The organism is Acidisoma sp. C75 (assembly GCF_054665095.1).
The window spans coordinates 72,439-86,297 of the sequence record NZ_BAAFHD010000010.1; the positions used below are offsets into that span (position 1 = coordinate 72,439).

Consider the following 13,859-nt stretch of genomic DNA (forward strand, 5'->3'; position numbering starts at 1 on the left):
ACCGAGGTCCGCAAGGACTGGTGACTGCGAGGGCGTTGCGTGCAGAAATTTCCGATGACCGGGCCGGGGCTTGTCAGACTGGAGACCGAGTTGCGCCATCTGCGCAGCGAGGAGCGCCCGGCGGTTATTCGAGCGATCGCCGAGGCGCGCAGCCACGGCGATCTGAGCGAAAATGCCGAATACCATGCCGCGCGGGAGCGGCAATCCTTCATCGAGGGGCGTATTCAGGAGTTGGAGGAGATCATCTCGGCGGCCGAGGTGATCGATCCCGCGACCCTTTCGGGCGACGCGGTGAAATTCGGCGCGCATGTCCATCTGGTGGATGAGGAGACGGAAAAGGAAGCGACCTACCAGATCGTCGGCGTGCATGAGGCCGATATCAAGCAGGGTCTGCTCTCGGTCTCCTCGCCGCTCGCCAAGTCGCTGATCGGCAAGAAGAAGGGGGATACCGTCTCGGTGCCGGCGCCGGGCGGGGATCGTTCTTACGAGATCATCGCGGTCCGCTTCGGCTGAGCGGCGAGATCATGAGCCTTACCCTCGCCGATATCGAGGCGGCGGCCGGCCGCATCGCCGGGCGCGTGCTCCGCACGCCTGCCGTGCCGAGCGACAGTCTGAGCCGAGCGACCGGGGCGGAGATCGTTCTCAAGCTCGATAACCTCCAGGCAACCGGTGCCTTCAAGGAGCGTGGGGCGGCAAACCGGCTCGCCCTGCTCTCGGCGGAGGAGGCGGCGCGCGGCGTCATCGCCATGTCTGCCGGCAATCATGCCCAGGCCGTGGCCCGGCATGCCCATCTCCTCGGCATCCAGGCGACGATCGTCATGCCGAAGTTCACGCCCACTACCAAGGTGACGCGCACGGCCGCCTGGGGGGCGCAGGTGGTGTTGCATGGCGAGAGCCTGGCGGAAGCGGCAAGCCATGCGCATGATCTCGCGGCGCGTGGCGGGCTTACCTTCATCCACCCCTATGACGATCCGGGGATCATCGCCGGGCAGGGGACGCTCGCGCTCGAACTACTGCAGGATTTTCCCGATCTCGATATGATGGTTCTGCCGATCGGGGGCGGCGGGCTCGCTGCCGGCTGTGCCACCGCGGCGCGTGCGCTGCGCCCCGGGATCGAACTCCTCGGCGTCGAGGTAGAGACCTATAGCGCCATGGCCCAGCGCCTGGCGGGGGTACCCGTTGCCGTCGGTGGCCAGACCATCGCCGAAGGCATGGCGGTGCGGGATGTGGGCGAATTGCCCTTCGCGATGCTCAGCGCCATCGGGCTCGAAGTCCTGGTGGTGCCCGAAGCGGCGATCGAGCAAGCCGTCGGCCTGCTGGCGGAAGGCGCCAAAATGGTGGCTGAAGGCGCTGGCGCCGCGGCGCTCGCGGCGGTGCTGCAATTCCCCGATCGCTTTGCCGGCAAGCGCGTCGGCCTGCCGGTCTGCGGCGCGAATATCGACGCGCGCATCCTCGCCAATACCCTGCAGCGCAACCTTCTGCGCGATGGGCGCATGCTCCGCCTCGTTCTGGAAATGCCCGACAGGCCGGGAATGCTCGGCGATATAGCGACGCGGATCGGCAATGAGGGCGGCAATATCCTGGAGGTCGCGCACCATCGCCTCTTCAGTTCGCCGACCGTGCAAGCGGCGCAGCTCGAGGTGATGATCGAGGCGCGGGATGCCGCGCATGGCAATTTCATCGAGGCGAAGCTGCGTGAGGCCTATATCGTTCGGCGCCTTTAATGGGATGCGGCGGCGAGCAGACGGGGCGGGCAGGCTGAGCCACCCTGCGGGGCGATCGCTGATCCCGCGCTCGCCACCGCCGCTAAGGCCCTCGCTGGCGGGCACGCCCACGAAACGATTCATTGTGGTTGCGCCAGAAAAATGAGCTGACGCCTTCGTTTTACAGTGGCAGCGCGCTCCGCGAGTGCTTTATCAAGCATCTATGACGCTTGAGCCGACCATTCATCTCTGTCTTCCGACGAGTCTGGCGACCTGCCTGGCGCAGGGCTTTCAGTGATGAAGGGGAAAGATTTGGATGAGTCTCGTCTGCCCCCTCTGCACGCCAATGATGCGGAGCCGCCGCAAAAGGCACCCACGATCCGGGATGTCGCACGCGCTGCCGGTGTAGCGGTAAGCACCGTCAGTTATGTGATCAACCAGACCGGGCAAGTATCGGCCGAAACGCGGTTGCGCGTGGCGGAGGCGATCCGCCTGCTGCGCTATGAGCCGAACCTCATGGCGCGCAATCTCAAGGCTGGGCGCGCGCGGTCGATCGGGCTGATCGCGCCGGATCTGCGCAATCCCTATTTCGCCGCCATCGCCGCGGGGGTGCATGATGCGGCCCAGGCGCAGGATATCCTCGTCGTACTCTGCGTCACCCATGCCATGCCGCAGCGCGAGGCCTTCTTCACCCAGGTGGTCCGCGCCCGGCGGCTGGACGGGCTGATCTTCATGAGCGGAACTGGCATGCCCACCCCGGCACTGCTCGAACTGATCCGGCAGAAGAGCGTGGTTCTGGTCGATGAGAAACTGCCGGGCCTCGACGCGCCCTCGATCGTCTCCAAGAACCGGGAAGGGGCGCGGCTGGTGGCCGAGCATGTCCTCAGCCAAGGCCATCGCCGGCTGGCGATCATCGGCGGCCCGGCTGAGCTTTGGAGTTCGGGGGAGCGGCTGAAGGGCTACCGGGCGGCGGCGGCGGCCGCCGGACTCGATCCCGATGCAATTCCGGTGGTGGCGGGCGATTATGGCCGCGGTTCGGGCTTCGAGGCGGCGCGCGCCCTTCTCTCCGGCCCCGCGGCGACGCGGCCGACCGCGCTCATCTGCGCCAATGATCTCATGGCGCTCGGCGCGATGCTCTATTGCCGCGAAAACGGATTGGGCGTGCCGGAGGATGTCAGCATCTGCGGCTTCGATGACATCGATGCCGCGCGCTATGCCTATCCGGGCCTCACCTCGGTCGATCAGCAGGCAGAAACGCTTGGCCGCTATGCCTGCGATCTCCTGCTCCGACTCATCGATCCGCGGCTAGGCGGGGCCGGCGGCGCGACTTGCGCCGAATGCGACGTGAAACTCGTGATCCGCGGGTCGGTGGCGCCTCCGCGCTAGTTCAGGCGCAGCCGGTCGCCTCTGGCGGAAGCCTGGCTTGTTGCACGCCGCTCTTGGGGCGCGGAGCCGCCGGCGCCACCCGGTGACCGGGCGGGCAGGGCATGGTTAGATGGCCCGCTCCCCCAGAGGTATGGCCGATGCCGCACGACAATCCCCTCATCGCGCTCCTGGTCATCGGCCTCGGCCTGGCCTTCGCGCTCGGTTTCGTCGCGGTCAAGCTCCGCACCTCCCCGCTCGTCGGCTATCTGCTGGCGGGCGTCGTGGTCGGCCCCTTCACGCCCGGCTTCAACGCAGACCCGGTGCTTGCGCTGGAACTGGCGGAGGTCGGGGTCATCCTGCTCATGTTCGGCGTCGGGCTGCATTTTTCGTTGAAAGACCTGGTGTCGGTGCGGGCGATCGTGGTGCCTGGCGCCATCCTGCAAATGCTCGTCTCGGTGTTAGCGGGCCTCGGTCTCGGCCTGCTGTTCGGCCTCTCCTGGGGCGGTGGCTTGGCGCTTGGGCTGACGATCAGCATCGCGAGCACGGTGGTGCTGACGCGGGGGTTTCAGGAACGGCGCATGATGGAGAGCGAAGCTGGGCGCATCGCCATCGGCTGGCTGGTCAGCCAGGATCTGCTCACGGTGCTGGTGCTCGTGCTGCTGCCAATCTTCGCCCCTCTGCTAGGGGGGGCGCATGGCGGCGCCGTTCCCGCCTTCGGTGCATTGCTGCTGCTCATCGCCGAGACGATCGGGAAGGTTGTCGCCTTTGTCGCGCTCATGCTGCTGGTCGGGCGGCGGGTGATCCCGCTGCTGCTGCATCATGTGGCCCATACCGGGTCGCGCGAGCTCTTTCGCCTGGCGGTGCTGGCGGTCGCCCTCGGCGTCGCTTTCGTGGCGACGCATCTCTTCGGCGTATCCTTCGCGCTCGGCGCCTTCGTTGCCGGCATGGTGCTGAGCGAATCGCAGCTCAGCCTGCGCGCCGCCGAGGAGACGCTGCCGCTGCGCGACGCTTTCGCGGTTCTGTTCTTCATCTCGGTCGGCATGCTGCTCGACCCTGAGGTTATCGCGCGCGAGCCGTGGCGGTTGCTGGGCCTGTTGCTGGTGATCCTGGTCGTCACGCCGGGCACGGCGCTTCTGCTGCTGCGGGCGATGGGCCGCTCCTGGATCACAGCACTGACGATCGCCGCAGGCGTCGCCCAGATCGGCGAATTCTCCTTCGTGCTCGCGGCCCTCGCGCTTGATCTGCGCCTCATCGGTCAGGATATTCGCGATCTCGTGCTCGCCGCCTCGATCATCTCGATCGTGCTGAACCCCTTCCTGCTTTACCTGCTGCGCCACTACCGGCACCGCATCGACCGGCTCGACGGCATCCGTGCCGATTCAGTAGCCGATACCACCAAGCCGCCATTGCGGCGGACGGCGCTCGCCGATCACGTCATCCTCATCGGCTATGGGCGGGTGGGGCGCCGGCTAGCGGCGGGCTTGCGGGCGGCCGGCCAGCCGTTCCTGGTGATCGAGCTGGCCGAGGGTGCCGCCCATGATCATGCGGAGCAAGGGGGCGCGGTCATCCTCGGCAATGCGGCTGAACCCAGGGTCTTGGAGGCCGCCAATCTGGAGGCCGCCCGCCTGGTGCTCATCGCCATCCCGAATGCCTTCGAGGCAGGGCAGATCGTGGCGCAGGCCCGCGCGGTGCGCCCGAGTGCGGCGGTGATAGCGCGCGCCCATTCCGACGAGGTGGTGACGCATCTCGCTCACCTAGGGGCGGAGATCGTCATCATGGGCGAGGACGAGATCGCGCGGCGGATGCTGCAGCACGCCGAGAGCCGGCTGCGCGCCCAGGGCCCGCAAGAGGGTGCGGCCGCGGTCGGGCGGCGCATGGATGATGAGAGCGAGAATGCTGGCTTCGATACGGTCCGATAGTTCCTGGCAGGCGGCTTCCGCCGGGATTCTCGCAGCCTTCGTGGGCTTCGCTTCCTCCTTCGCCGTCATTCTGCAAGGTGTGCGGGTCGCCGGCGCGAGCCCGGCGGAGGCGGCCTCCGGCCTGCTCGCCCTCTTGATCGTTTGCGGGCTGTTCGGCATCGGCGTCAGCCTCTACACGCGCATGCCCATCCTCATCGCCTGGACCACCCCCGGCGCGGCCCTGCTCATCAGCACCCCCTCCATCCACGGCGGCTTCGCCTATACGGTCGGGGCGTTTCTCGTCTGCGGCGCCTTCATCGTGCTGGCTGGCTTGTGGCCGGCGATGAGCCGCCTCGTCGGCGCCATTCCGCGCTCTCTCGCCAGCGCCATGCTGGCAGGGATCGTGTTCGAACTCTGCCTCGCGCCTGTGCTCGGCCTGCGGGAACAGCCGCTCGCCATCATCGCGGTGCTGGCGGTCTGGGCCGCGGTCGGCCGGTTGCGGAAGGCGCTCGCTGTGCCGGCGGCCGTGGTCTGCGCCGTCGGGCTGGCGGCGCTCGATCTGCACGGCGGCGGGGCTCTCTCCCTGCGGCTCAGCCCGGTCTGGATCTGGCCGCGCTTCTCGGCGGCGACGATCATGAGCCTTGCCGTTCCGCTCTTCGTCGTCACCATGGCCGGGCAGAATATTCCGGGCTTCGCGGTCTTGAACATCCACGGCTACCGGCCGCGGCATGCGCCCCTGCTGGCCCTGACTGGCCTTGCCAGCATGATGGCGGCCCCCTTGGGAGGCATTCCCCTCAACCTCGCCGCGATCACCGCCGCTATGTGCGCCGGGGCGGATGCGCATCCGGACCCGCATCGCCGCTGGTGGGCAGCGGCGGTCGCGAGCCTCACCTATCTCGTCATCGGCCTGTTCTCGGGATTGGTGACGACCTTCATCGCCCTCTCCTCGCCAGTTCTGATCAAGGCCGTGGCGGGGATTGCACTCTTCGGCGCGCTGGCGAGCAGCCTTGCAGGCGCCACGGCTGAACCGGGCGAACGGGATGCGGCGATGGTGACATTCCTGCTCGCCGCATCCGGGCTGCATCTCTGGGGCATCGGGGGAGCCTTCTGGGGGCTGCTCGGCGGCGGTGCGGTGCTCAGCGTCCAAAGATACAAAAGAACATGACTTAGATATATCTTGACTCAGGGCAAATGAGATATATCTTGAGCGTGTCGAGCGAGAAGGAGACGACATGTTCGGACATCATAGGCATCGTTGCGAGGAGGGCTGGGCCCGCCGCTTTGCGCGGGACGAGGCGCTGGGGCCTGAAGGGCATGGCCCAGGGGGGCGCCATCATGGGCGCCACGGCCGCCACGCATTTTTCAAGGAGGGCGGTTTCGGTGACGGACGCGGCCGAGGCCGCTTCTTCGAGCAGGGGCAGCTCCGCCTTGTCATTCTGGCTCTCATCGCCGAGGCGCCGCGCCACGGTTACGAGGTGATCAAGGCTATCGAAGATCGCCTCGGCGGCGGGTATAGCCCGAGCCCCGGGGTGATTTACCCGACGCTGACGCTGCTCAGCGAGCTAGGCTACGCGACGGTCAGCGAAACGGAGGCGGGGCGGAAGCTCTACAGCATCACGCCCGAGGGGGCGGCGTATCTGAGTGAGAACAAGCCGCTGGTGGAGGCGATCTTCGCGCGGATCGAGCGTGCTTCCGCCTCAGCCGAGGCCGGGCGGCCGCCGCAAATCCTGCGCGCGGTTGAAAATCTCAAGACCGCGATGCGGCTGCGCCTCGGCCGGGGTGGACTTTCCGCGGCCGAAGTGGATGCCATCGCCGACGCCCTGGATCAGGCTGCCCGCGCGATCGAGAAGGCGTAGCGCCAGATGGACAGGCAAGATGAGGTTGCCGCGGAATGCCGGTGGGAAACCCCGCTCGCGGCCCGGTATATGACGCAGCTCTGCAAGCACTGGTCGCACCGGCTCTCGGTGACGCTGAACGAGCATGATGGGGAAATAGCGTTCGAAGGCGGGCGCTGCGCGCTGCAGGCTGGGCTGGATCATTTGCTGATCCGCATCACGGCGGAGGACGAGGCGCGGCTCCGTACGCTTGAGGGCGTCGTTATCCGCCACCTGCAACGCTTCGCCTTCCGGGATTTGACGGAGAAGGAAGCTGCCGCCCTCCCATGGCGCGCCGTTTAGCTCAGAGCGCGGGGATTTCAGCCGGGCGGTTCCAGTCCAGATCGATGACGATCGGCACATGGTCTGAAGGCTGGGGCGCGCCTCGCTCGGCCTTGTCGGGAGCCGCGGCGACCAGGAGCTCGGCGAGGCGAGGGGAGAGCAGCGCGAAATCGATACGCAACCCGCGGTCGCGTTCCCAGCAACCGGCCTGGTAGTCCCAGAAAGTATAGGCGGCGGAATCTCGGTGCAGGTCTCGCACGGCATCCGTGAGGCCTGCATGGATAAGCCGGCGGTAGCGGGCGCGGCTTTCCGGGCGCAACAGGGCATCATCAGGCCCGAGCGCGCCGGGAGCGAAATCCAAACGCGTCGGGCAGACGTTGAAATCGCCGGTGATGACGAAATCCTGCTCCTGCCGGAGCAGGGTTTCGGCCCGCTCGCAGAGCAGATCCATCCAGCGCAGCTTGTAGGCGAAGCCGGCCTCTCCGCCTGAATTGCCGTTCGGCAGATAGATGCCGATCACCGTCAGCCCTTCAGTCTCGACCTCGATATAGCGCGCTTGCCCGTCTTCGGGCGGCAGCCCCGGCAGAGCCCGATGGCGCACGCTGATGGTCTTGTGAGAAAGCGCGGCCACCCCGTTATAGGATTTCTGGCCGACCACCTCGGCTTGGTAGCCGAGTTCGGCGAAGACCGTGCGTGGAAACGCGGGTTCCTCGCATTTGATTTCCTGTAGCACCACGATATCGGGCCGCACGCGTTCGAGCCATTGCTTCAGATGGGTCTGACGCACGCGGATCGAGTTGACGTTCCAGCTGGCGATGCGCACGCGCGATGCCTTTGTGGATCAGTCGATCGAGAAGCTGGAGCCGCAGCCGCAGGATGCCGTCGCGTTCGGGTTGCGGATGGCAAAATGGGCCCCCATGAGGGCATCCGCGTAATCGAGTTCCGCACCGCCCAGAAGTTCGAGGCTGCTGGGATCGACGAGGACGCGCGCGCCGGCCCGCTCGATCACGAGGTCTTCGGGGGCGGGCGCTCCAGCATCCAGGTCGAACTTGTACTGGAAGCCGCTGCAGCCTCCGGCCAGCACCGCGACCCGCAGGGCCGCAGGGGCCGGCTGTGCCGCGAGGATCTCGGAAATACGGGCCGCGGCCCGCTCGGTGAGGCCGAAGTTCGACGGAATGGTGCTCATGGGGTAAATATACCCCCTCGCCGCAGCAGGTTGAAGGGCCCCGATAGCCGCCATGGAGCTTGCCCCTTATGCCGTCCGCGTGGAGCACGCGCGCGGCCGGCTGATCGCCGAACCGGAAAGTGCGTCCCGCAGCCCTTTCCAGCGGGATCGGGATCGTGTGATTCACTCCACCGCTTTCCGCAAACTGCAGTACAAGACCCAGGTTTTCGTCAATCACGAGGGCGATTTCTACCGCACGCGCCTCACCCACAGCCTGGAAGTGGCGCAGATTGCCCGCGCCATCGCCCGCGCCCTGCGCCTTGATGACGATCTGACGGAAGCCCTCGCGCTGGCGCATGATCTCGGCCATCCGCCGTTCGGCCATGCGGGCGAAGCAGGGCTCAACGGCGCCCTGCAGGCTTATGGCGGGTTTGACCATAACGCGCAGAGCCTGCGCGTGGTGACGCTGTTGGAACGCCGGTACGCCGGCTTCGACGGCCTCAACCTCACCTGGGAAACGCTTGAGGGGCTGGTCAAGCATAATGGCCCGATCGCGCGCCCGGCCGGTTATGTCGCGGCCTATGATGCCAGGCACTCGCTTGATCTGGAGAGTTTCGCGAGCGCCGAAGCGCAGGTCGCCGCGCTCGCGGACGACATCGCCTATCATAGCCATGATCTGGACGACGGGCTTCGCGCGCGCTTGTTTACCATCGACGAGGCGGCCGATCTGCCGCTGCTTCGGGAATGCCTGGGTGAGGTGCGGCGGGCCCATTCCGGACTGCCCGAGGCACGCCTCCGGCATGAGACGATCCGCCGCGTGCTCGATCGGCTCATTCGCGATGTCATTGCCGAGAGCGCGTGCCGCCTGGGCGCCTTGGCGCCGGGCTCGGCCGGGGATATCCGGCATGCCGGCAGCCCCGTCATCGCGTTCAGCGCGGACATGGCCGGCGCCAATCGCGCCATCAAGAGGTTCTTGTTCGCCCGGATGTACCGCCACTGGCGGGTGGAGCGGGCCGCCTCCAAAGCGCGCAAGCTGACGGCCGCGCTCGCCGCACTGCTGGTAGAAGAGCCTAATCTTCTGCCGGAAGAGTGGGGGGAGGCGGCAGGCGCGGCGCAGAGCCAGAATGCGGCCGAGACGGTGCGGGACTACATAGCCGGCATGACCGATCGCTATGCGCGGGAAGAATTTCGCCGGTTGACCGACCCGGGCGTTCCGGGCTGATACGCCGCATGAGCCAGAATCTCTTTGCCGATCTACGAGACCATGTGGTGGCGGCGCTGCGCGCGTTGGTGCCCGATCTTCCGGATGCCGTCCTTGCCCGCGTGGAAGTGACCCCGACCCGCGATCCCGAGCATGGCGATATGGCCACCAATGCCGCGATGGTCGCCGCGAAACCAGCCGGCCAAAATCCGCGTCTGCTGGCAGCGCAACTGGCACAGGCCCTGGCAGACCTGCCGCTGCTGGCGAGCGCAGAGCCGGCGGGGCCGGGTTTCGTCAACCTGCGCCTCACGCGGGCAGCGCTCACAGGACAAATCCCGACGATCCTCGGCGCCGGCGAAGGCTATGGCGATAGCCGGATCGGTGGGGGTGTGCGGGTCAATGTCGAATACGTCTCGGCCAACCCGACGGGGCCGATGCATATCGGGCACTGCCGCGGCGCGGTCGTCGGCGATGCCCTGGCCGCCCTTCTGGCCAAGGCCGGCTTTGACGTTACCACCGAATATTACATCAACGATGCCGGCGGGCAGGTGCAGGCACTCGCCTGGGCTGCCTATTGGCGCTACCTGCAGGCTGCCGGCAGCACGATCACCCCGGAGGCGTTCGAGGCGCGCGCGCCGAACGGGCTGCAATATCGGGGAGACTATCTCATCCCGGTCGGCGAAGCCTTGTTCCGTACCCATGGCGCCGGCCTCGCCGCGCCCGGCCTCGCGATTGCGGATCCGAGCCTATGGTTCGTCCCGGTGCGCGATACTGCGCTGAGCATGATGATGGACTCGATTCGCGAGGATCTCGCCCTGCTCGGCGTCCATCAAGACGTCTTTTCTTCTGAAGCCGCCTTGTTGGCGGCGGGCGCGGCTGACCGGGTCATTGCGGAGCTGGCGGAGAAAGGGCTGATCTATCAGGGCGTTCTGGAACCGCCCAAGGGCAAGCTGCCGGATGATTGGGAGCCGCGGCCGCAAACCCTGTTCCGCGCCACGGCATTCGGTGATGACGTCGATCGGCCGCTACGCAAGTCAGACGGTACAAACACCTATTTCGCCAATGATATCGCCTATCATGCGGACAAGATCGCCCGCGGCGCCGACGTTCTGATCGATATCCTCGGCGCGGATCATGGAGGTTACGTCTCGCGCATGAAGGCGGTGGTCAGGGCCTTGTCCGCTGATCGTGTGCCGCTCGAAATCGTGCTGTGTCAGATCGTGCATGTCATGCGCGGTGGCCAGCCGATGCGCATGTCGAAGCGTGCCGGAACCTTCGTCACGCTCAGGGATCTGCTCGATGAGGTGGGCCGGGATGCGGTCCGCTTTACGATGCTGATGCGTAAGTCCGACGCGCAGATGGAATTCGACCTGGATCAGGCGGTGGCGCAGACCCGGGAAAATCCGGTCTTCTACGTTCAGTATGCTCATGCCCGGTGCTGCAGCGTGCTACGTGCGGCCGAAGCGGCACTCGGCAGTGCGGCCGTCGCTCCGGCGTCGCTCGCTGAGGCCGACCTCTCGGTGATCGACGATCCCCAGGAGCTTGCCCTGATCAGGGCCTTGATCAACTGGCCGAGGCTCGTCGAAGGTGCCGCCCTTGCGCGGGAGCCTCATCGCGTCGCCTTCTTCTTGTATGATCTGGCAAGCGAATTTCATATGCTATGGAACCGCGGGCGGGACGACTCGACGCTCCGATTCCTTCAGGCAGACGATCGGAGCGGAACGCTCGCGCGGCTGGCTTTGGTTTCGGCGACCGTGACAGTTCTCCGCTCCGGGCTTCGCGTGCTCGGGGTGACGCCCGCAGAGGAAATGCGCTGAATGATGGACGACGAAATCCGGATTCCTCCGCCTGGCTATCGCTCGACGGCGGAGCGGCGGGCGGAAGACATGAAGCGCATGGTCCTGATCGGCGCTGCCGCCGGGGTCGCGCTGCTCGTCTGCATCGTCGGCTACGTCGTGGTGGCGGGATCAGGGTCGGGCAGCGTTCCCGTCGTTCAGGCGCCGGCCACGCCAGTTAAGGAAAAGCCTCAAAATCCGGGCGGGCTCGCAATCCAAACGCCGACCGGCGCGCTGCCGACCGGCGGTTCGGGGCAGAGTATGAGCCTTGCTCCGGCGCCCGAGATGCCTGACCCGAGCGCGCTCGCCGCGGAGGCTCATCAGGAGCAGCCGCCCAGCCCGCCGTCATCGCCGGCCAGTTCGGCAACCCTCGGCTCTTCTGCCCTGCCGGCGTCTTCTGCGGCGGCAGGGGCCGCGGGCGGGAATGCTTCGACGCCACCGCCCGCAGCCGCCGTTTCCGTTCCTTCAGTGCCCGAGCACGCAGCCCCCTCACAGTCACGCCAGACCGCCATCGCTGTGCCGCCGCCCTCCCATGAAACGGCGAAGGTACATAATCTGGCACAGGAGTATCACCCGCCGGCCAGCCATGCCGGCCCGGTGAAGGTCCAACTCGCAGCGCTTGACAGCAAGGCGGCGGCTGAGCGGGCTTGGGAACATATCAGCCGCCGGATGCCTGGGCTTTTTGCCGGCCGGCATCCCATTTTCGTGGAGGCGCAGGTCGATGGGCGGACCTTCTGGCGGGTCAGGCTCGGCGGGTTTGACTCGACGGCGGCCGCCAAGGCTTTCTGCGAGAATGTTCACGCGCATGGCGGCGCCTGTACGATAGCGGCCTTCTGATCGCGATGAAGCCGGCCATCCTCGGCATCTCGGGCACGCAACTCCTGGCGGAGGAAGCGGCGCTCTTCCGCCGCCATGCGCCGGCAGGCGTCATCCTGTTCGGCCGTAACATCATGAGCCGCCTGCAACTGGCGGCGCTCGTGGGTGCGCTCCGCGATGTCCTGCCGGCTGAGGCGGTGATGATGGTGGATCAGGAAGGCGGCCGGGTTGCGCGTCTCAGGCCGCCAGACTGGGCGGCGCATCCCTCGGCCGGGATGATCGGCGCACTTTATGCGCGGGATCCGGAGGCGGGGCTTCGCGCCGCCTGGCTGCACGGTGCGGCCATCGGCGCGGAGTGCCGCGTGAGCGGCTTCGATATGGTGGCAGCGCCCGTGCTCGATCTCCGGCTTGCCGGGCAGAGCGATGTGGTGGGGGATCGCAGCTTCGGCAGCGACCCCGCAACAGTCGCGCAATTAGCTGGTGCGATGGCCGAGGGGTTGGCGGCCGCCGGCGTCATCGCGGTTGGCAAGCATGCCCCGGGGCATGGCCGCGCGCACGTCGATAGCCATCACGAACTTCCCCGTGCGGCGGCGGATACGGCGGCCCTCGCCGCCGACATCGCGCCTTTTGCGGCGCTGGCGCCCCGGCTGCCCTGCCTGATGACGGCCCATATGCTCTATGAGGGGATCGACGATGACAGGCCCGCGACCCTCTCGCCGACGGTTATCGGCTCATTGATCAGGGAGCGCATCGGCTTCGCCGGATTGCTGATTTCCGATGACCTTGCGATGAAAGCGCTGCGCGGCCTGCCGGCGGATCTGGCCTGCGCTTCGCTGGCGGCGGGGTGCGACATCGCGCTCTATTGCCCGGGCGATAGCGAAAACAACGCGCGCCTGCTTGAAGCTGTTGGTGATGATCGTGAACTGCCAGATCGCCTCGCTGCGGCCCGTCCTGCCGCCACGGCCCTCGATCTCGCGATGCTCGTGGCGGACCGACAGCGCCTGCTGGACCGATCATGACGCTCGATCGTGTAGTGCATGTGGCGCTGGCAGTGGTGGCGACGGGTCTTGCGCTCACCCTGCACGAGGCGGCGCACGGCTATGCGGCCTGGGCCCTCGGGGATGATACCGCCAAACGAGCCGGTCGGCTGACACTCAATCCGCTGCGCCATCTTGATCGGACGGGCAGCATCATCGTGCCTGCGGTTCTGGTCCTCGGCCAAATGCTTCTGCTGGGCCATATTGGCTTCATGTTCGGCTGGGCAAAACCGGTGCCGGTGGCGGCGGCGCGGTTCCGCTATCCTCGCCAGGAAATGGCCATGGTTGCAGCCGCGGGCCCCGCTACCAATTTTGGTCTGGCTTGGCTCGGCGCCGCCAGCCTTTGGCTGCTGCCGAGCCTCCCGCCGGGCTGGCAGCCTCTTGCCGCCGCGTTCCTGCACTATTTCATTCTGACTAACGTAGTCCTTTGTCTCTTCAACCTTCTGCCCATTCCGCCTCTCGATGGTGGTCGGATCGTCGTGGGTATGCTGCCGTTGCGCCTGGCTCGCTTCTGGGCCCGGCTCGAGCGGTCGGGGATCGCGCTCGTCATGCTGGCGATTTTTGTGCTCCCTTCGCTCTCCTCGTTCGTCGGCTATCCCATCGATCCGGTGAACGGTTTTCTGCGGCAGGTGGTTCCCTGGGCGATACGGCTGATCTTCACCATGGCGGGGCAATCTGTCTGA

14 protein-coding genes are annotated in these 13,859 nt (G+C 66.8%); 12 read left to right on the forward strand and 2 right to left on the reverse strand.

Annotated elements, in window-relative coordinates:
* The first annotated feature begins 39 nt into the window (after positions 1–39).
* The 7 genes from greA to ACYQ7X_RS14090 all read left to right on the forward strand — a co-directional run bounded on the left by greA (position 40) and on the right by ACYQ7X_RS14090 (position 7,143).
* Positions 40–513: a transcription elongation factor GreA gene (greA, locus tag ACYQ7X_RS14060; RefSeq protein ID WP_459697679.1), complete on the forward strand. Its 474-nt coding sequence runs from the start codon at positions 40–42 to the stop codon at positions 511–513.
* A gap of 11 nt (positions 514–524) precedes the next feature.
* The gene (locus tag ACYQ7X_RS14065; RefSeq protein ID WP_459697680.1) at positions 525–1,724 is read left to right on the forward strand and encodes a threonine ammonia-lyase; all 1,200 of its coding nucleotides are present in this window, start codon (positions 525–527) and stop codon (positions 1,722–1,724) included.
* Between the two features lie 291 nt (positions 1,725–2,015).
* Positions 2,016–3,089 carry a LacI family DNA-binding transcriptional regulator gene (locus tag ACYQ7X_RS14070; protein ID WP_459697681.1) on the forward strand — a complete coding sequence of 358 codons (1,074 nt, stop codon included), beginning with the start codon at positions 2,016–2,018 and terminating at the stop codon, positions 3,087–3,089.
* Positions 3,090–3,226: 137 nt separating this feature from the next.
* Positions 3,227–4,987 (forward strand): cation:proton antiporter domain-containing protein, encoded by a 1,761-nt coding sequence (locus ACYQ7X_RS14075; protein ID WP_459697682.1) that lies wholly within the window; start codon positions 3,227–3,229, stop codon positions 4,985–4,987.
* On the forward strand, positions 4,962–6,131 hold the full coding sequence (locus ACYQ7X_RS14080) for a benzoate/H(+) symporter BenE family transporter (RefSeq protein WP_459697683.1): 1,170 nt from the start codon (positions 4,962–4,964) through the stop codon (positions 6,129–6,131). The genes ACYQ7X_RS14075 and ACYQ7X_RS14080 overlap by 26 nt, the downstream gene beginning before the upstream one ends.
* A 67-nt stretch (positions 6,132–6,198) precedes the next feature.
* The gene (locus tag ACYQ7X_RS14085; RefSeq protein WP_459697684.1) at positions 6,199–6,822 is read left to right on the forward strand and encodes a PadR family transcriptional regulator; all 624 of its coding nucleotides are present in this window, start codon (positions 6,199–6,201) and stop codon (positions 6,820–6,822) included.
* A 6-nt stretch (positions 6,823–6,828) separates the two neighbouring features.
* Positions 6,829–7,143, forward strand: coding sequence for a DUF2218 domain-containing protein (locus tag ACYQ7X_RS14090; protein WP_459697685.1), 315 nt, complete (start codon positions 6,829–6,831; stop codon positions 7,141–7,143).
* A 1-nt stretch (position 7,144) separates the two neighbouring features.
* On the opposite strand, the gene ACYQ7X_RS14095 is transcribed toward ACYQ7X_RS14090, so the two are convergent.
* Both ACYQ7X_RS14095 and ACYQ7X_RS14100 read right to left on the reverse strand, forming a co-directional pair.
* The gene (locus tag ACYQ7X_RS14095; RefSeq protein WP_459697686.1) at positions 7,145–7,945 is read right to left on the reverse strand and encodes an exodeoxyribonuclease III; all 801 of its coding nucleotides are present in this window, start codon (positions 7,943–7,945) and stop codon (positions 7,145–7,147) included.
* Positions 7,946–7,963: 18 nt separating this feature from the next.
* The gene (locus ACYQ7X_RS14100) at positions 7,964–8,308 is read right to left on the reverse strand and encodes a HesB/IscA family protein (RefSeq protein ID WP_459697688.1); all 345 of its coding nucleotides are present in this window, start codon (positions 8,306–8,308) and stop codon (positions 7,964–7,966) included.
* Between the two features lie 52 nt (positions 8,309–8,360).
* Between ACYQ7X_RS14100 and ACYQ7X_RS14105 the strand changes: the two genes are divergently transcribed.
* Genes ACYQ7X_RS14105 through ACYQ7X_RS14125 form a run of 5 tightly spaced genes read left to right on the forward strand, consistent with a single transcriptional unit; the run spans position 8,361 to position 13,859 of the window.
* Positions 8,361–9,509 (forward strand): deoxyguanosinetriphosphate triphosphohydrolase, encoded by a 1,149-nt coding sequence (locus tag ACYQ7X_RS14105; RefSeq protein WP_459697689.1) that lies wholly within the window; start codon positions 8,361–8,363, stop codon positions 9,507–9,509.
* A gap of 8 nt (positions 9,510–9,517) precedes the next feature.
* Positions 9,518–11,305 (forward strand): arginine--tRNA ligase, encoded by a 1,788-nt coding sequence (locus tag ACYQ7X_RS14110; RefSeq protein WP_459697797.1) that lies wholly within the window; start codon positions 9,518–9,520, stop codon positions 11,303–11,305.
* Entirely contained in the window at positions 11,306–12,160 is an 855-nt protein-coding gene (locus ACYQ7X_RS14115; protein WP_459697690.1) for an SPOR domain-containing protein, read from the forward strand.
* Between the two features lie 5 nt (positions 12,161–12,165).
* Entirely contained in the window at positions 12,166–13,158 is a 993-nt protein-coding gene (nagZ, locus tag ACYQ7X_RS14120; protein ID WP_459697691.1) for a beta-N-acetylhexosaminidase, read from the forward strand.
* Positions 13,155–13,859, forward strand: a complete 705-nt coding sequence (locus ACYQ7X_RS14125; protein ID WP_459697692.1) for a site-2 protease family protein — start codon at positions 13,155–13,157, stop codon at positions 13,857–13,859. The genes nagZ and ACYQ7X_RS14125 overlap by 4 nt, the downstream gene beginning before the upstream one ends.